At 45.3% G+C, this 18,858-nt stretch carries 16 protein-coding genes and 1 tRNA gene; 10 read left to right on the top strand and 7 right to left on the bottom strand.

The features are described 5' to 3' along the window. The 7 genes from QL234_RS31690 to purF all read left to right on the top strand — a co-directional run. On the top strand, positions 1–1,581 hold a 1,581-nt coding region (locus tag QL234_RS31690), incomplete at its 5' end, for a FimV/HubP family polar landmark protein (protein ID WP_281561723.1). A 221-nt stretch (positions 1,582–1,802) separates the two neighbouring features. Continuing rightward, complete coding sequence (gene truA, locus QL234_RS31685) at positions 1,803–2,585, top strand: tRNA pseudouridine(38-40) synthase TruA (RefSeq protein WP_281561722.1); 783 nt, start codon at positions 1,803–1,805, stop codon at positions 2,583–2,585. Between the two features lie 188 nt (positions 2,586–2,773). Further along, positions 2,774–3,631: an acetyl-CoA carboxylase, carboxyltransferase subunit beta gene (gene accD, locus QL234_RS31680; protein ID WP_281561721.1), complete on the top strand. Its 858-nt coding sequence runs from the start codon at positions 2,774–2,776 to the stop codon at positions 3,629–3,631. Positions 3,632–3,636: 5 nt separating this feature from the next. After that, positions 3,637–4,932 carry a bifunctional tetrahydrofolate synthase/dihydrofolate synthase gene (gene folC, locus QL234_RS31675; protein WP_281561720.1) on the top strand — a complete coding sequence of 432 codons (1,296 nt, stop codon included), beginning with the start codon at positions 3,637–3,639 and terminating at the stop codon, positions 4,930–4,932. Between the two features lie 9 nt (positions 4,933–4,941). Continuing rightward, positions 4,942–5,613, top strand: a complete 672-nt coding sequence (locus QL234_RS31670; RefSeq protein WP_281561719.1) for an SPOR domain-containing protein — start codon at positions 4,942–4,944, stop codon at positions 5,611–5,613. Positions 5,614–5,704: 91 nt separating this feature from the next. After that, the gene (locus tag QL234_RS31665; protein WP_281561718.1) at positions 5,705–6,187 is read left to right on the top strand and encodes a CvpA family protein; all 483 of its coding nucleotides are present in this window, start codon (positions 5,705–5,707) and stop codon (positions 6,185–6,187) included. A gap of 26 nt (positions 6,188–6,213) precedes the next feature. Next, positions 6,214–7,728: an amidophosphoribosyltransferase gene (gene purF / locus QL234_RS31660; RefSeq protein ID WP_281561717.1), complete on the top strand. Its 1,515-nt coding sequence runs from the start codon at positions 6,214–6,216 to the stop codon at positions 7,726–7,728. Positions 7,729–7,894: 166 nt separating this feature from the next. Here purF and QL234_RS31655 read toward each other — a convergent pair whose 3' ends face one another. After that, positions 7,895–8,494 (bottom strand): Yip1 family protein, encoded by a 600-nt coding sequence (locus QL234_RS31655; protein WP_281561716.1) that lies wholly within the window; start codon positions 8,492–8,494, stop codon positions 7,895–7,897. Between the two features lie 214 nt (positions 8,495–8,708). Continuing rightward, positions 8,709–8,984, bottom strand: a complete 276-nt coding sequence (locus tag QL234_RS31650; RefSeq protein ID WP_281561715.1) for a hypothetical protein — start codon at positions 8,982–8,984, stop codon at positions 8,709–8,711. Between the two features lie 183 nt (positions 8,985–9,167). Between QL234_RS31650 and miaE the strand changes: the two genes are divergently transcribed. After that, positions 9,168–9,932, top strand: a complete 765-nt coding sequence (gene miaE, locus QL234_RS31645) for a tRNA isopentenyl-2-thiomethyl-A-37 hydroxylase MiaE (RefSeq protein ID WP_281561724.1) — start codon at positions 9,168–9,170, stop codon at positions 9,930–9,932. Between the two features lie 62 nt (positions 9,933–9,994). On the opposite strand, the gene QL234_RS31640 is transcribed toward miaE, so the two are convergent. From QL234_RS31640 to QL234_RS31630, 3 genes are all read right to left on the bottom strand, one after another. Continuing rightward, the gene (locus QL234_RS31640; protein WP_281561714.1) at positions 9,995–11,197 is read right to left on the bottom strand and encodes an acyltransferase; all 1,203 of its coding nucleotides are present in this window, start codon (positions 11,195–11,197) and stop codon (positions 9,995–9,997) included. Between the two features lie 219 nt (positions 11,198–11,416). Further along, positions 11,417–12,172, bottom strand: coding sequence for a UDP-2,3-diacylglucosamine diphosphatase (locus QL234_RS31635; protein ID WP_281561713.1), 756 nt, complete (start codon positions 12,170–12,172; stop codon positions 11,417–11,419). Positions 12,173–12,207: 35 nt separating this feature from the next. Then, a complete protein-coding gene (locus QL234_RS31630) occupies positions 12,208–12,699 on the bottom strand; it encodes a peptidylprolyl isomerase (protein ID WP_281561712.1) in 492 nt (163 codons plus the stop codon). A 191-nt stretch (positions 12,700–12,890) separates the two neighbouring features. Here QL234_RS31630 and cysS point away from each other — a divergent pair, with 191 nt between their 5' ends. Then, entirely contained in the window at positions 12,891–14,273 is a 1,383-nt protein-coding gene (gene cysS / locus QL234_RS31625; protein WP_281561711.1) for a cysteine--tRNA ligase, read from the top strand. 70 nt (positions 14,274–14,343) lie between these two features. Here the strand turns inward: cysS and QL234_RS31620 are convergent, their stop codons facing one another. Then, complete coding sequence (locus QL234_RS31620) at positions 14,344–17,337, bottom strand: hypothetical protein (RefSeq protein ID WP_281561710.1); 2,994 nt, start codon at positions 17,335–17,337, stop codon at positions 14,344–14,346. A 256-nt stretch (positions 17,338–17,593) separates the two neighbouring features. Next, on the bottom strand, positions 17,594–18,448 hold the full coding sequence (gene folD / locus QL234_RS31615) for a bifunctional methylenetetrahydrofolate dehydrogenase/methenyltetrahydrofolate cyclohydrolase FolD (RefSeq protein WP_281561709.1): 855 nt from the start codon (positions 18,446–18,448) through the stop codon (positions 17,594–17,596). A 335-nt stretch (positions 18,449–18,783) separates the two neighbouring features. Here folD and QL234_RS31610 point away from each other — a divergent pair. After that, a tRNA-Pro gene (locus tag QL234_RS31610) sits at positions 18,784–18,857 on the top strand. Position 18,858 lies beyond the last annotated feature (1 nt).

Here is an 18,858-nt window from a genome sequence, read left to right as displayed (position 1 = left end):
ATCGATGCCTTGTTGGAAGCATCGGCAGCACCAGCGCCTGAGGCGGCGAAAGAAATTCCTGAAGGGGCGGATGTTACTGACCCGGATGATATCGATGCCTTGTTGGAAGCATCGGCAGCACCAGCGCCTGAGGCCGCGAAAGAAATTCCTGAAGGGGCGGATGTTACCGATCCGGATGATATCGATGCCTTGTTGGAAGCAGCGGCAGCACCAGAGTCTGAGGCAGCACCTGAGGTTGCTGATGCCAATGCCGAGGTGACAGATCCCGACGATATTGATGCCCTTTTGGGGGATGTCCAAAACCTGGCCAATGACGAGGTCAATATTGATGATGTCTTACAGGATGTTGCGGCAGAGCAAAGCGGTGAACAGCCATCTGATGCCGAGGCTTCAAAGCAAGATACTGATAGCACAACAGATGCCGAAACTCGCGCGAAAATAGAGAGCTTCACCGAAGAATATGTTGCTCCCTTCCTGGCGATGGACTTTAGCGATATTACAGGTAAAGACAGCGCCAAGGAAAGTGATCCAGCCATTACTGAGGAAATTGACCAGGAAAGTACAGAAGCTGCTGATAGTGAAAGTGCTTTGGAAACCGAAGCGGTTAGCGAAGACAGTAAACAAGATATTGATAAGCAGGATGAGCCCGCTGCTCAGGAAGATGAGCTGAACAGCGAACTCGATCTTGATGCTATTTTGCAGGATGTGGAAGGTGAAACGCCATCTGTTGAGGATGAACTCGATATTGGTGACGATATCCTGGAAGAAGGCATCCCGGATGAGCTATTGGATGAGATTGCTCAAAGTGAGGGGGGAGATGAACTCACCGACGCTTTCGAACATGAGCTTGATGAAGCCGCTTTATCCCAGCTATTAACGGAAGAAGGCGTAGCTGAAGGCGAGCAAGCGGAAACAGGGGAAGTGGCTAATGAGATCACGCCAGACTTTACCGATGAGAATATTTTGGCTGATTTGCTTACCGATGAATCGAGCACGAAAAAACAGATAGCAGAAGCATCAGAAATAGATGATATCAAGGAGCTGAATAATCTGGATTTTGATGAATTGCTGGCCAATATTGAAGAAGAGTCATCACTGACACCAGATGTTCCTGATTTGGCAGAGGAATTGATGGCAGAGCCGAGTGAAGATGTGATAGCTGATACTTTGGATGATGGCTTCGATATCGGTGATGATCTGGATATTGGCGATGATCTTGAATTACCCCCGGAAAATCAGCAAGAGGAAACACCTCAGGAGCAGGCTTCAGGGGCTGATGAAGATTTTGTCTCGGTGGACAGTTTATTATCCCAAACTCAGGAAGAAGCCTCTGATGAGGAGCCTTATGAAAAGACCAATATTGATGTCGGTTTTGATGAGTTTCCTGAATTTGCCGCCGAAGCCGATGATATCGACGTTGATGATGACAGTAATGCCATGACGGCAAAGCTGGATTTAGCCAAGGTATATATTGAAATCGGCGATGTGGAAAATGCCCAGGTCATCTTACAGGATGTGCTCAGCGACGGTGATGACCAGCAAAAACAGGCGGCAGAGGAACTGTTAAAAGATTTAAGCTGATAGTGTTGTCATTTGTTGAAATAACCCTGAAAAATCCGCATTTGTTGCGGATTTTTTATTTTCAGGAGAAAAGAAGCCCCGATATGGGGGTCGGGGAGCAAAACGCTTTCTTGGCCGGCAAAATAAGCACGGGAGACTTTTCAGGATAAATCGCACGAATGACTCTTGGCATCGCAGCGTAAAATAATGGATAATGCGCCCCCGCAGTAGTGGAGGTTAATATGCGATATGCTTTAGGGGTTGAATATGACGGTAAAAATTATTACGGCTGGCAGCGCCAGAATGATTTTGTCAGTGTTCAACAATCATTAGAAACCGCGTTATCTAAAATCGCGGACGAGCCGATAGAAGTCATTTGTGCCGGTCGTACCGATACAGGAGTGAACGCCACCAATCAGGTGGTGCACTTTGATACCGATAAGATCCGAAAAGATGTCGCCTGGACATTAGGTACCAATACCCATTTGCCTAAAGATATTGCCGTCAGTTGGGTCAAACCCGTCAGTGACGAGTTTCATGCGCGTTTTAGTGCCACCGCCCGCCGCTATCGCTATATTATTCATAATAATAATCTGCGTTCAGCCATCCTCAGCAGCGGCTTAAGCTTTTGCCATTATCCGTTAGATGAAAAGCTGATGCATGAAGCGGCGCAGTATTTGATTGGCCGGCATGATTTTGACTCTTTCCGTACCGTGCATTGCCAGTCACATTCGCCGATCAGAACCCTGATGCATTGTAATGTCAGTAGGCAGGGGCATTATGTCATCATAGACATTAAGGCCAATGCCTTTTTACATCATATGGTCAGAAATATCGCCGGCAGTTTGATGAGAGTGGGGCAAGGATTAGAGCCGGTGACCTGGATCAAAGAAGTACTTGAAGCTAAAAACCGATGTGTTGCCGGGATCACAGCACCATCGGGCGGTTTGTACTTTGTTGACGTCGATTATCCCGAAGCGTTTGATATCCCGAAAAGGGATCTTGGTCCTTTGTTTTTAAAATAATGTTTCCAGGATGATGTTTATTTGTACATAAAAATACAAAACAGACCAGTTTTTTGTAGGTAACATACGCTAAACTATGGTTTAATTCTCGGTTATATTTGTTTTTATTAATTAAAAGACGTTTGTTGGTTGTTATTTCAGCAAAATGTCGACACTTTTTCTCGTTGCAACAGGCAAAAAATTAAATTATGAGCTGGATAGAAAAAATTCTCCCGAAAGCGAAAGCGACACAAAAGCGCAATATTCCCGAAGGTGTTTGGAGCAAGTGTGACTCCTGTAACGCCGTGCTGTATAAAGTTGAATTAGACCGTCAAATGTCGGTATGTCCTAAATGCGATCACCATATGCGTATCAGCGCCCGCAACCGCATCGATGCTTTTTTGGATCAGGGCGAGCGCCTTGAACTCGGTGAAGAGTTTGAAGCACAGGATATTTTAAAGTTTAAGGACTCCAAGCGTTATAAAGACAGATTAAGCGCGGCACAAAAAAATACCGGTGAAAAAGATGCCTTAGTGGTCATGAAAGGTGAACTTCAAGGTATGCCGATTGTTGCTGCTGCTTTTGAATTTTCATTTTTAGGCGGCTCTATGGCCTCTGTGGTTGGTGCGCGTTTTGTTCAAGGGGTGGAATACTGTCTGGAGCATAACCTGCCGTTTGTTTGTTTTTCTGCCAGTGGCGGCGCCCGTATGCAGGAAGCCTTGTTCTCCCTGATGCAAATGGCGAAAACCAGTGCCGCTTTGGCGAAAATGAGCGAAAAAGGCCTGCCGTATATTTCGGTATTAACCGATCCTACCATGGGCGGCGTTTCTGCCAGTTTAGCCATGTTAGGTGATATTAATGTTGCCGAGCCCAAAGCCTTAATCGGTTTCGCCGGTCCGCGGGTTATCGAACAAACGGTTCGGGAAAAATTACCGGAAGGTTTCCAGCGCAGCGAATTCTTACTGGAAAAAGGCGCGATTGATTTAATTGTTGACCGCCGCGAAATGCGTGATACCTTAGCACGCCTGTTAGGTAAGTTTATGGGGCATGATAGCCCGGTCCAATAATTTTTATGTCACAAGATACTAAAAGCCACTCTTTGCAAAGCAGCCTTCAAGAGTGGCTTTGTTATTTAGAGCACCTTCATAGCCAGGAAATTGAACTTGGCTTATCCCGCATCGGCCAGGTCGCCTCGCGCCTTAATATCGATTTCAGTTTTGCCAAAGTGATCACCGTTGCCGGTACTAACGGCAAAGGCACCAGCTGTGCTTTCCTTGAGCATGCCCTGCTTGGCCAGGGTAAATCCGTTGCTGTTTATTCTTCTCCCCATATCGAGCGTTTTAATGAGCGTTTGCGGATTAATAAACAAGACTGCGACGATCAGGCTTTTATCCGCGCCTTTGTTGAAATAGAACAGGCCAGGGGAGATATTTCCCTCAGCTATTACGAGTTTACTACCCTTGCCGCTTTTCTGGTGTTGATGGCTCAAAAGCCGGATGTGATCATTTTGGAAGTCGGGCTTGGCGGGCGTTTGGATGCCACCAATATTATCGATGCGGATATTGCGGTGATCACTACGGTAGATTTGGATCACCAGGCGTTCTTAGGGAATACCCGAGAAGCTATCGGTTATGAAAAAGCCGGCATTATGCGTGCAAACACCCCGGTAGTGGTGGGAGATAACAACCCGCCTCAATCGTTGCTCGATTATGGCAACTCTCTCAATGCCAAAATGTATCTGCGGGAAAAGGATTTTTTTGTCTCTGCTACTGAAAGCAAGGCCGGGCAAACTAGCACGGATAACTGGCAATGGTGTTTTGCAGAGCAGCTATTGCCGGATCTAGCGCTTCCGTTTATACCCCAGGATAATGTCGCTACGGCGTTAACTGTGTTGTCTTTACTTGAGCTTGAACTCAGTACTGATCTGGTCAATGGCCTGATCGATAAAACCCGGGTGCCGGGGCGCACCGAAATGTTTCACGGGCAAAGTGATATCATGCTTGATGTTGGCCATAATCCGCAGGCGGCGCGTTATCTTGCTAATGTGCTTGGCAGCAAACGCCAGCAACAGGGTTATACCCGGGTGTTGGCCGTGGTTGGTATGCTGGCGGATAAAGACATCGCCAATAGCCTGAAACCTTTAGTTCAAAGCATAGACGGCTGGTACCTTGGCACGCTTGAGGGGCCCAGGGCGGCAACGGCGGAGCAAATTGCCCAGGCGTTAACAACGGATGATGAAAACATCAATTGTTTTGACAATGTCACCCAGGCATTTAAAATGGCGTGTAATAATGCAAAAGCAACTGATTTGATACTGGTTTTCGGTTCTTTCTTTACCGTTGCCGAGATCAGACGTTTGTTAGTTTAGGAGCTTCCCTTGTCTACACCCTTTCAAAATCGCTTAGTCGGAACCGTCATTGTTGCTGCGGCGATCGTTATCTTTTTGCCTGATTGGCTCGATGGTGAGAAAAAAACCTATCAGGCTGATTTTGAAGCGATCCCTGAGGCCCCGGCCTTTAAAGCGGAGCAGGAAGTAAAACGTTTTCCTCAGGAAAAGCTGACAAAGCCTGCCCAGGCCCCTTTATCAGATGAAACGGCACTTGATGAGGTTGCTGATAACGGCCAGCAAGCCGGGCAGAGTACAGTGGCCGGCAGTGACGATGTCAAAGTGGCGGCCTTGGCCAAAGATGAGGCTTTTATTGTGGCGGGAAGTACTGAGGCGGAAAGTACTCCTTCTGAAAGCACCAAGACAGTAAAGGTTAAAAAACAAGAGAGCAAGCCACCGGCCAAGGCTAAAGTCGATGTTGCCTGGGTGATCCAGCTGGGCAGTTTTCGCCACAAGAAAAATGTCGATGAATTGCTCAGTAAATTAAAAAAGAACGGTTATACCGCTTTTACCAAACCGATCAAAACCCAAAAGGGCACCCTGACTAAGGTCTTTATCGGTCCCGAGTTGCATAAGGCCTCATTGGAGAAAAAGTTACCTGAGCTGAAACGTTTGACTAAGGTTCAGGGAAAACTTGCGCGTTTTTATCCGACAAAGCAGTAATCGCAAACGAAATAAAGGCAATAAAAAGTTAGCTAAGTGACCTTAGCTTCTGTTAGAATGCGCGCCTCTAATCAATGAGAAAACTTAATTTATGGTTTGGATAGATTATGCCATTTTGGCGTTAATTGGCATATCAACATTAATTAGTCTGGTTCGTGGCTTTGTCAAAGAAGCGGTATCCTTAATTATTTGGATAGGAGCTTTCTTTGTTGCCAGCACCTTTTATGCGAACCTGGCCAGTTTATTAACCAATATCTCAGATCCTTTCTTGCGAAATGCCGCCGCAATCGCCATCCTCTTTATAACTACGCTGATCCTCGGCGCCCTGGTAAACTATCTTATCGGACAACTGGTCACTAAAACCGGTTTGTCGGGAACAGACAGGGTACTGGGACTTGCTTTTGGTGCCCTGCGCGGGGTGTTGATCATCAGTGCTTTGTTATTTTTTATGGATGCTTTTACCCCGGCAGCGAGTACCAACTGGTGGGCGGATTCGCAATTAATCCCGGAGTTTAAACTGGTGATAGAATGGTTTTTTGAATATCTGAAACAGTCATCGAGTTTTCTTACTTAACGAAGCGTTTTGCGGAGAAATAGTTCATGTGTGGTATCGTTGGTATTGTCGGAAAAAGCTCTGTTGTTCAATCCCTCTATGACGGCTTAACGGTGCTTCAGCACCGGGGTCAGGATGCAGCAGGCATAGTCACCATTCACGACAATACATTTAGATTACGTAAAGCAAATGGTCTGGTGAAAGATGTTTTTCATACGCGTCATATGATGCGCTTACAGGGAAGTATAGGCATAGGACATATCCGTTATCCGACTGCAGGCACTTCCAGCTCATCTGAAGCACAACCCTTTTATGCAAACTCTCCTTTTGGTATCTCTTTAGCTCACAACGGTAATTTAACCAATGCCAACGAGTTAAAAGACTGGTTATATACCGAAGCTCGCCGTCATGTTAACACCACCTCGGATTCCGAGTTGCTGTTAAACATCCTGGCACACGAATTACAAAATACCGGCAGTATCGACCTTACCCCGGATGATGTTTTTTCTGCGGTAGCCAATGTCCACCAGCGGGTACGCGGCGCCTATGCGACCGTAGCCCTGATTATCGGTCATGGCATGGTGGCGTTTCGCGACCCTAACGGTATCCGTCCGCTGGTTTTTGGTAAGCGGGAAACGGAAAAAGGCGTTGAGTACATGGTAGCGTCCGAGTCTGTTGCCCTGGATGCCTGTGAATTTACCTTTGTCAGGGACGTGGCTCCTGGTGAAACCATCTTCTTTAGTGAAGACGGCCAGTTGTACAGTCAGCAATGTGCGCAAAACCCGACTTATAGCCCCTGTATTTTTGAGTTTGTTTATTTCTCCCGTCCGGACTCAACTATCGATAAAATTTCCGTTTACGCCTCCCGTGTGGAAATGGGTAAAAAGCTGGGTGAGAAAATTGCCCGGGAATGGGACGACCTTGATATTGATGTGGTCATTCCTATTCCGGAAACCTCCTGTGATATCGCCCTGGAAATTGCCCGTCAAATGGACCTGCCTTACCGTCAGGGGTTTGTTAAAAATCGCTATATCGGCCGTACCTTTATTATGCCGGGTCAGGAGCAACGTAAGAAATCGGTACGCCAGAAGCTTAATGCCATCAGTGCCGAGTTTGTCGGCAAAAATGTCTTGTTGGTGGACGACTCTATTGTCCGCGGTACCACGTCTGAGCAGATCATCGAAATGGCACGCGCTGCCGGTGCCAAGAAAGTATATTTTGCCTCCGCCGCACCTGAAATACGCTTCCCGAACGTATACGGCATTGATATGCCTAGCGCCAATGAGTTAATCGCCCATGGCCGCGAACTGGACGATATTTGCGAGCTGTTAGGCGCCGATAAGCTGATTTTCCAGTCCATTGATGATTTGGTTGCTGCGGTTGGTGTTGCCAACCCGGAAATTAAGATGTTTGAAACATCTGTGTTTGACGGCAATTATATTACCAATGATATCGACCAGGGCTACCTGGAAAGACTCGATGCCATGCGTAACAATGATACCAAAGAACGTTCCGATAAAAATGCCGACTCTATTATCGACATGCACAATGAAGGGGCGTAACTCTGTTTTTGTGAGCTGAGTTCATCCTGAACATCGCTGCTCTTATACATCCTGTATTTGCAGCATACCGTTCATCCTGAACATAAAAGGCACCTTAAGGTGCCTTTTTTATTTCTGGTTTTAAAGTAAAACCGATTGTTGTTTTATATTAGCGCCTGGCCTTTTCTTAAGCCATGTACTGAGGCCCTAAGCCCATGCTCCATAAAATGACCGTTGTTGCCATCATGGCAACCAGCATCACTAAACCACAGGTGACTACCGAGCTGGAATAGATAAAACCTTTTTCTTCCGGGATATTCATCATGATAGGTACGCCGGAATATAGCAGGTATACCGAGTAGCACATGGCCACCATAACAGCCAATACCATGACCCAAAGTATGGGCACTAAAGCGACAACACCTACCATCAGCAGAGGGGTGGCAGTATAAGCTGCCAGCTCTAATGACTGGGTAAAGTTAGGCGTTGAATCAAAAGTTTTTGCCATCCAGTGAATTAGGTAAGCCAGGCAAAATACGCCGGTTATCAGGGCACAATACATGGCGACGGCCATGACTGCCGCACTTGTCTGGGTTAGCTTTATCGGATCTCCTGCGCCTATGGTCCAGCCGATGTGTGCGGCGGCATAATAACCGCAAATGGTTGGTATTAGAGCTACGGTCAAGATATGTACTAAGCTGTACATTAAGCTTTCATGACGTTTTTCTATTGTTTGCCATTCTTCTTTCGGGTGAGCATAAAGCCCCCATATATGATTTAATATCATGCTTATTATCCTCTTGCTATCCCCAACTTAATAGTTAACAGCAATCCCTGCTGTTTTATTTTCGGCTTAATTATTTTTATTACCGATATGCTATTTATGTAAGATGGCGAAGCTTTCGTCAAGAGTTGTTTGAAAAACAAGCGTAATTTGACTGGGATTAGGCTTTTTAATAGTGAAAATCAAGGTTAGGAATTTTTTTTATACCATAACGCTATTAACTGGTGCGAATACGAACAATATTCATTACCTCGATCTCGAATCCTGCCACAGTTTCTGTTGCCGGGTAATAGGTAATATTGATGCGCTGGCCGGTTAATGACTTATATTGCTGCTTTCTTTTATATTTAAAAGGCACATCAACACCTTCCAACATTAAGGTATTGATGAGCCATTCATCTTGTTCGCGCTGTACGTGGGATAACACTTTAATGGCTTCGGTATGTACCAGTTTCTGGTGTTTCTCTGTTAATTTCTCTGCGGCAGTTTTCATTTTTTGGCTTCTTGATGGACTAGCTGTAGTAAGTATCTCAATAAATCATGGCCGGGCACAGTTCTCAAGCTTATTTTCAACACTTAGCCGCTATTAACTTTGATGTGGCTATACACCTGATGAAAACATTCATGATAAAATTGCTCTTTTATCGCTTTTGTTATGTTAAGTATCGAGGTTTGCGTGTCCCACCAGCAGTTGTTAGCCCCCATTTTAGATTTTTTAGCCTGTGAAACCCCAAAAGCGTGGATTGATGAAGCAGCTAAAAAAGAAAATTTACCTGTGGTCCTTATCGATCATTTAATTTGTGAGCTAAAAGCCGCCCAGTCTGCGATGTTCCTGATCCGCAAATACGCGGTGGATAAAGCAAGCGGTGATGCCCTGCTGGCATGGCTTAAACCGTTTGAAACTTTAGTTTATAAAAGGGAAGGGGACTGGCGCAGCCTGCCGGGTAAAAATAACCTGACCAAGGCCGTTATTCCCAAGTCAGACTCGCCTTACGGCCAGGATTTGATAAATAAAATGGTGCTGTTGATTAAAGAAGAATTACATCACTTTTATCAGGTGCTGGAAATCATGGACGAGTACGGCATTGAATACCAAAGCATTACGCCGTGCCGTTATGCCAAAGGTCTGCTGCGTCATGTGAAAACCTATGAGCCGGATGCCATGGTGGATAAGCTGATCATCGGCGCTTATATAGAGGCGCGTTCGTGTGAGCGTTTTGCCGGCCTGGCCCCCCATGTTGATAAACGCCTGGGAGATTTTTATGTTTCCCTGCTGCGCTCAGAAGCCCGCCATTACCAGGACTATTTAACCTTAGCCGAGCAGGTTGCCGGTAAAGATATCAGTGAAAGGGTGAAGTTTTTTGCCGAAGTAGAAGCCGAGTTGATCACCACTGCGGATGAGGATTTTAAGTTTCACAGCGGTGTACCGTCGGGAAGATAAGGGCGTTAACAGCGTGTTAGTGGTTAACTAACACGCTTGAATGATAACGTGTGGATTTGAGCTTAACTATTATTAACAACTGTTTCTTTAGCTTGGGTGGCAGTAACACCCGGTTTGAAGATGCCGAGTACGCTTTTGGCAAACAGGTTACTGATCTTCATGCCGGTTAAATCGACATATTTGTAGAAATAGACGGCGCCGAGATAAACAACAGCAACGGTAAGTACCGAGGCGGATAAAGCCGATAAATGATAAGAGTTGCTATAGCCAAAACTGAGTTCAAACAGATAAAAGCCCAGGGTCGAGAGCAGAGGCAAATGGATCAAATACACGGAAAATGATACTTTCCCCATAAATACCGGTAACTTACCCGAGAAAACCCCATTAATTCTGTCACTAAAAATAACCGCATAGACCAGGAAAAACCCAGACAGGAAATTACCCAGGATATAAGTTTTCTGGCCGACAATGCTTTCTATCAACGCATAAGAACTGCTGCCATTGTGGGCGCCCGCCAGGTAAAGTCCAGTTAACAGCAAGGGGATGGCTATTTTAAGCGGGATCATCCGACCGTATCGGCAAAAGTAATAACCACCGTAAAAAGCAACCAGGCCTGCGGTTAACCCCGTGCCTATTAGTTTCAGGCCGGTTAAGGCGAGTAAAATCACCAGGCTGATAATTGAGAGGAAAGGAATATTGAACGAGGCTTTATTCATACAGAGAAAATAAATGATAAAAGAGCCGAGTAATTCAACTTTCATGGTCCACAATACCGGGTTGTACAAACTTTGCCCGGAGAGGAAAAAAGTGTCGATAGTGCCGTTATAAAGAGCGCCGGTCAGTGAATAATCAAAATCACCATAGTTATTGATCGAGTGGATCATATCTGAACCGGGCATACCGACAAATTGGAAGATTGTTACTGCCAGCAAACAAGAAATCAGTGCCGGCAACATTAGCCTGGGATAGCGTTTTATCGCCATGGAAGAAATACGCGACAATGACGGCTGAGATCTTAAGGCGACCTTGGTCAGGATATAACCGCTTAGCACAAAAAAGATATAAACAGCGGCACTGCCTGAAAAGAAAAAGGTAAAGGGAGAATGATGGATGAGATTCTGAATATCATAGCCCGTGCTGTCTGCAGCATTAAAGTTATGCAAATAGGGATAGAAAATCAAGCTTAGATGGGACAACACCACCATAAAGCAGGCAATTCCCCTGAGGCCTTCAACAGCCAATAATTTATCGTTTTGACCTGTCATCTCGCAAATCTGTAGTTAATATCAAAAATTGCGGCTAATGATACCAGAGACTGGCTCGGGTTATTATTTTTATTTTCCAGGATGCTTTTGGCTTTTGGGAAACTGTTGTTAAAGCGGCTTTGTCAGCCGCATCATCCTATGGACAATAGCTTAGGTCAGTTAATCATCACAATGAAGAGCAAGCAAGGTAGGAAATTTGTTTGTATGCGGGAGCTGTTATCAATCAGATTGCTCAAAAGGCTGATTAAGCAGCTCATACCCTTTCGGAGTAAATTTGAGCCAGGCGCCTTGTTCATACCAGTCGCCTAATACCACTCTTTGGGCTTCTTGTCCGTTGGCCGTTAGCCGATGAACCGCCGGCCTGTGGGTATGGCCGTGGATCAGTAACTGACTATGATATTGCTCCAGGCAGTTGACAACCTCTTGCGGTGTGACATCCATGATTTCCTGGGATTTAACCGATGTGGCCATGGCGCTTTTTTTCCGGTAGTTTTCGGCGATATTGCGGCGCACAAACAAAGGTAAGCTCTTCATGATAGCTTGCCACCACCAGCTACGGGACTTTTTACGAAATTTTTGGTAATTGATGTCCCGGGTGCACAAAGTATCCCCGTGCATGATCACCATTTTTTGCCCGTAAAGCTCTATCTGCTCAACTTCGGGTAATATGGCCATGCCGGATTTGTTTGCGTATTTTTTCCCTAACAGGAAATCCCGGTTGCCATGGATAAAATAAATCTTGGTATTTTTTTGCGATAGCTCGGCCAGGGCCCGGGCAATTTCAATAACAAAAGGGCTGTTATCGTCATCACCTATCCAGCTTTCAAATAAATCCCCCAGGATATACAAGGCCTCGGCCTCGGGGGCATTACTTTTTAAAAAGGATAAAAAACAGGCCGTAATGTCCGGCCTGTTTTGAGCTAAATGCAAATCGGCAATAAAATACGTTACCGGCTCATTTGCTTTAGATATCATTGAATCTTGTTACTGCTTTAACAATTATTCGGCGATTACTCGACGATGGTTTCTTGAATAATGATTTCATCTTTTGGTACATCGTCATGGAAGCCCATGCGGCCGGTATCGACTAACGTCATTTTGTCAACCACGTCCATACCTTCGGTTACTTCGCCGAATACGCAGTAACCCCAGCCTTGTACCGACTCGTTCTTAAAGTCTAAAAAGTCGTTATCAACCAGGTTGATAAAGAACTGCGCCGAAGCGGAATGCGGGTCCTGGGTACGGGCCATGGCCAAAGTACCACGCTTGTTGCTCAGGCCGTTGCTGGCTTCGTTCTGGATAGGCTCACGGCTGTCTTTTTCTGCCATACCCGGTTCAAAACCGCCGCCCTGGGCCATAAAGCCTTTAATGACACGGTGGAAGATAGTGCCGTTATAAAAGCCGTCTTCTGCGTATTGCTGAAAGTTTTTTGCTGTGATGGGTGCCTTATCAAAATCCAGTTCGATTTTAATATCACCTAAATTGGTTTTAAAAGTGATCATTTTTTTATCTCATTGTTAAACACGGGCAAATTGTAACGTAACTTTGTCTGTATTGCTCTTATATCTGAGATAAAATAATCTGACTTAATGACCCCCGGCTCAGCTTAGGTTACAATTGCCGGGAATTTCCCGTATTGGGAAACACTATTTTTACTTTATTGATAATAAGAGAAAAGGACATAAGAGATCTCATGCTACAAATCTACAATACCTTAAGCCGAAAAAAAGAAGTTTTTAAACCTATTACCCCGGGAAAGGTTGGCTTGTATGTTTGTGGTATCACTATTTATGATCACCTGCATATCGGCCATGCCCGTACTTATGTCGCCTTTGATATTATTGCCCGCTACTTTAAACATTTGGGCTACGACCTGACCCATGTGCGTAATATTACCGATGTTGATGATAAGATCATCAAGCGGGCGGCGGAAAACGGTGAGAGCTGCGACAGCCTGACCGAGCGTATGACCAAAGAAATGTATCAGGATATGGATGATTTAAACATCATGCGTCCCGATATCGCACCGACCGTGACCGGGCATATGGATGAAATTATTGCCATGGTGGTGCGCTTGATTGAGAAAGGGCATGCCTATGTTGCCGATAATGGTGATGTTATGTTCGAGGTCAGCACTTATAAAGATTACGGTAAGCTCAGTCTGCAAAACCTGGAAATGTTGCAAGCCGGCGCCCGGGTAGATGTTGAAGACAGTAAAAGAAGCCCGCTGGATTTTGTACTCTGGAAAATGGCAAAACCGGGCGAGCCGAGTTGGTCTTCTCCGTGGGGAGAAGGGCGCCCTGGCTGGCACATTGAATGTTCTGCCATGAACAGCAAACATTTAGGCGATCATTTTGATATTCACGGCGGCGGCTCGGATCTGCAGTTCCCGCACCATGAAAATGAAATTGCCCAGTCCTGCTGTGCATTGGATACCCCGTATGTTAATTACTGGATGCACGGCGGTATGGTGCAGGTGAATAAAGAGAAGATGTCAAAATCTCTCAATAACTTTTTCACCCTGCGCAGCGTATTGGAAGAATATGATGCGGAAACGGTGCGCTTCTTCTTAACTTCAAGCCACTACCGCAGCCAGCTGAACTATTCCCAGGAAAACCTGGCCCAGGCCAGAGCCGGATTAGAGCGCATTTATACCGCACTGCGCGGTGTAGACTTAGCTAAGATAGAACTGGCAGGCAATGCTTATGTCGAGCGCTTTGAAACGGCCATGAATGATGACTTTAACTGCCCGGAAGCCATGTCGGTAATTTTTGAACTGGCCAAAGAAATCAACCGCTTAAAAGCTGAAGATGGTGCAAAAGCTGGAGAGTTGGCTTATATCCTGGTAAAACTTGGTGAAATTCTTGGTATTGCGCAAAACTCGCCGGAAGATTTTCTTAAAGGTCACAGCGGTGACGATGAAGAAGCGGCGCTTATCGAAGCTTTGATCAAGCAAAGAAATGATGCCAGGGCAGCGAAAGACTGGGCCTCTGCCGATGATGCCCGGGATAAGCTGGCAGCGATGAAGGTTATTCTTGAAGATAGTGCTAATGGTACTACCTGGCGCAAAGGATAGTTTTTTGCTGTTATGAAATAAAAAACCAGCGTTTATTGCTGGTTTTTTATTGAAATGTTAACAGACCAACCTATGCTATCTCTGTATTGAAATAGGGTAAGTCAAATCCGGCCATGCCGTAGGTTATGTTTTGGCTGTTTTCATCCGCCATTGTCATTTGATTATTTGTTACTTGAAATTGGCCATCGTCGCCCCACGAATTACCATCATGGATAAGTTCTTTGTAGGCATAGTTTAGCCGTAATTTACCTTTACTTTCTGTCAGATAATCAAGTACTTTTACTGCAGGTCCTGTTGCATTAAGTATAATAGGGATGTGCTGGCAAGCACCGCCCCCCCAGGTTCCCGGATCAAGTTTTCTTTCCCGGTCAAGCCCATATCTTGTAACTGGGATATTTAAACTATCGGTACTTACGGGGACTTTATTAATCAAGCTGCTTATCAAGCCTGTACCATAGGTCGATATATTATGGGCGCCAGCCCAGACATCCCCCAGAGCTATTACTTTAGAGCTGTTTGTGTGTTCAGTAAAATGGGAGGGAGTATGATAATGAAGCAAAACTATCTGATCAGCCCCTAAATTATAATTATAAGTGTTATGATTTTCATCGAGAATATCTAAAGTACCTATAACCCAGTTAAGCCCGTTGTTGTTGGTAACTTCTCTTTGTAAATAGCCGGTAAATTTTCGGTTCAGCGGGTAAATCTTATGACTACCATCTGGAATTATTGGTACCCATTGGCCTTCAACGCCATCAGGGAAGGTTGCGGCTATTTTATCAGGCCTGCCGATAATATCACTCCACATTGGCTGTACCGAGCTATGTTGGCTTTTTTCGGTTAATATTAAAGCGCTTATAACAGTGCCTGGCGGAAACAAGTGGTTAAACTCTTCATGTCTTGCCGGGCCATCTTTAAAGTCTGTCCAGATATAAGTATTACCATCTCCAAAGCTGATGTGATTAAAGCCATAGACAGACATTACGTTACCATTATCGCCATAGAGTACTGTATATCGGCCATTCATAGCTGGTTCAATACCAGCTTCTTCTATGGTAGTCGATTCTATTGCAACTTGAATTCTGGGGTGTGAATTTGTAATGCCATTATAAAAGGCAGGGCCATTGACCTTTAAGGTACCGGTGAAGTAAAGGGATAGCGGGCTGGTAAAAGGGACGCCTTCAAAGCCTCTTATTTCTCCTGCAATAGCTTTGCGCTTGTATCGTTCTCTAATTTCTGTCTTATCGAAATTGCGAGATGACATGCGCAGATCCTTAATATCATCTGCATAGATAGCATCATGAAATTTACCGTCCGGGCGCCCCTTTCCTTTATATGTACTTTCACTTAATAAAGAGCCTGTGTCGTAATAGGCGCCGGCAACAGGATTGGGATCGCCATAGTTTTGTACTAAAAAACATTCGCTGGCGGAGTTGGGCTTGATGACATTATTTTCATACCAAGGGTTGCCAAAAACCGTATCGTTTACACTCGTGACACAAGTGCTTGTTCCTTGTGGGTTGTAGCTAGGATGATAGGCTCCCTGGTTTCTACGTTGGACTAAAGCAATCGGCAGAGCGTAGCAGAGTCCATTATATCCGTAATATTGCCCTTCTTTTTCATATGACAGACCATTTGATGTATTAGCATTAACCGCATAAAAAAGGCCATTGTCACCTGACTGTGCTGTGACATAGTTATCAAACTCCGTGTTATCTTTATCAACAAACCAGCCGTATTTATCACCATCATAGCTGTTTAAATCACTTGCGGGCCTGATGGTTTGCTGTCCTTGAGGTTTTACCCTGAGGTTATTCTCAATGCTATTGTTGCCAAGCTGTGAAGTCATCTTCCAGTCTTGTCCTTGTCCGGCAACTACCCGGACCCGGTAACGCACTTGAATCAGTTCATCATTGTCTGTATAAATATTATTTTCTGGATTTTGAAGAAATAGTTCTCTATCTTGCTTATTTAATTCAGACCATCTTGTGCCATAACCTGTGGTATTGTTATCCCAAGTTCCTAAAGCACTGTAGCTTTGGCCAACGAAAGTATTACCCAGGGAGATGTTTTGATAATTTTTGCCTGCATATTGAACATTACCTAACGGGTAGACGATATCTTCCTTGGAAATTTTTTCATGCCAGACTTCTAAGAAAACAAAGTCCTGACGCGATAATACAGATGTTTCCAGTGATTGTCCCCCGGCAGTAATTGCTGTAGTTAAGTCATTAAAGCGTCCTGAATTATCTTTTTTGTCTAAGCCATCTGGGGCAGGTGGAAATGATATATTATTCATCCAGTCTGGATGATCGACCCCGATAAACTGTAATTTGAGTTTAACACCTGAAATTATAATATACGGTGCATCATGGCGAGAGTTACCTTGCTTTACACTGATCCCTGTACCCAGATGCATATATTGAGTTGGCACCTCAACAGAGCCTAGCCACATGCCTTCGTTAACCTTGTCCCAATGGCTGTTATCTAACCACTTTCCCCATTCGCTAAAACCGCTACCAGCACTTTGTGCCTGGCGCTGCTCTGCTAAAGCAAAAAACTCTGCTTTAGTCATGGCCTTGATATTGTTTAGAGCAAGCGTCTGTTCTTTGTGGGTGACATAGGTAAGATCCGGTACGGCAGTGATGGTAAAGTCAGTCTCCTGGCTGACCTTTATGGTGTACTTGACCAATGCCTGGCTACCACCGTTTTCTAGCGTACGTACTGCAAAAGGTGCAGCTAAGGTGAAATAAGTGTGAGCAAACTCAGTTTCCCCAGATTTGGCATAAAGCAGTACCTCAATGGCATTGAAATTTTCCGTTGGCGGGATAGCCATAGTAATGATGCGCTGGCTGCTATCATAAGGGTCGAGTTCATGGGAGATAAGCTCTCCGTCCTGACGTTTATTGATAAGCTGAGTCAGAGCGGGGTCTAAGCTCGGGGTAGTGCCGTTGGCATCACCAATTTCTACGCGGGTAAAGGTCACCGGCAAATCTTGAGTGCGTGCCAGGTTTTCTCCGGTTTGGCCGGATGTCAGCCACAGGGATTCATTTTTACTGACCATTATTATTTTTCCTTACAAGGAGTTAGTTGATACGGCAGCATCATACCGGCGGGAAGAACTAACAACAGGGCAAGTTTGTCCGCTCAAATTGTGGTTGCTGGTAGCAGGGCAATGTTTAGCAGGAAAAGTTTGCGTAAAAATAAATGCTGGTGGCAGTTGCAGGGGAAAGTTTATCGGGGGAGGGGGATTAATATAAAGAAGGTGTTGAAAGCGGATATGGGAAGTTATCCGCTTTGCTAAAATAAGTCAGTTCAGCTTAGCTGCCGAATTCTTCACAGGCAATCAGGGTATTCTCAATTAAGCTGGCAACTGTCATCGGTCCGACACCACCGGGCACCGGGGTGATATAAGCCGCTTTTTCTGCTGCAACATCAAATTCGACATCGCCGCTGAGTTTGCCGTTGTCCAGGCGGTTAATGCCGACATCAATCACTACCGCGCCGTCTTTAATCCATTCACCGGGGATAAAGGCGGGTTTACCGACGGCAACAACAACCAGATCGGCATTACGTACCTTGCTTTCCAGATCTTTGGTGAATCTGTGGGTGGTGGTTACGGTACAACCTGCCAGTAGTAACTCTAAGGTCATGGGGCGACCGACAATGTTTGAAGCTCCCACCACCAGGGCGTCCAGGCCGTGGGTTTTAACGCCGGTAGACTCTATCAGGGTCATGATCCCTTTTGGTGTACAGGGGCGCAGGCCCGGCTGGCGCAGGGCTAACTTACCGACATTGGAGGGATGGAAACCATCGACATCTTTTTCCGGGTTGATATGTTCAATAACCAGGTTGGCGTCCAGTCCTTCCGGTAAAGGCAGCTGAACCAGAATGCCGTCTATCTCGCTATCATTATTAAGCTTATCGATAAGCTCAAATAATTGCTGCTCTGTGGTGCTGTCAGGGAGATCGTATGAACGGGAAACAAAGCCGACTTCCTCACAGGCGCGGCGCTTACTGCCGACATAAATTTCAGAGGCGGGATCTGAGCCGACCAAAATTACCGCTAACCCGGGTGCTCTTTTACCTTGTTCAATACGCTTGCTTACTTTTTCTTTTACTGAATTGCGCACTTGCTTCGCAATTTCATTTCCGTTAATAAGTGATGCTGTCATAGTTACTACATGGTAGGGGTTAAAAACCCGGCTATTTTCGCATAGTTTATGGTTCAGTTGTAGCCTAAATTCATCTGAGATCATATTTGCTTTAGGGTTATTTAATACCTCTGGCCGGCTTTGTTTAAGAGAAGAGTTAATTTCACCATCCGCTATACTTTTTACTCCTCGTTTATGGCTTAAGTTGCATAGCAATCAGGCGAATGTGATAATATTCAGACAAACCGCTGTAAAAGTAGTCGAACGGTTTTTATTTTAAAAAAAAGGTTTGACGAGTCAGGAGCAAGTGGGTAATATCCGCATCCGTTGAAAGCGAGTCAGCTTTTTACACGAGTCGGTGATTAGCGCAGCTTGGTAGCGCACTTGGTTTGGGTCCAAGGGGTCGCAAGTTCGAATCTTGCATCACCGAC

Source organism: Thalassomonas sp. RHCl1 (assembly GCF_947387555.1).
Taxonomy (GTDB): Bacteria; Pseudomonadota; Gammaproteobacteria; order Enterobacterales; family Alteromonadaceae; genus Thalassomonas.
The sequence above is the reverse complement of the archived record's forward strand: the minus strand, read 5'-3'. Positions and strand labels throughout refer to the sequence as shown.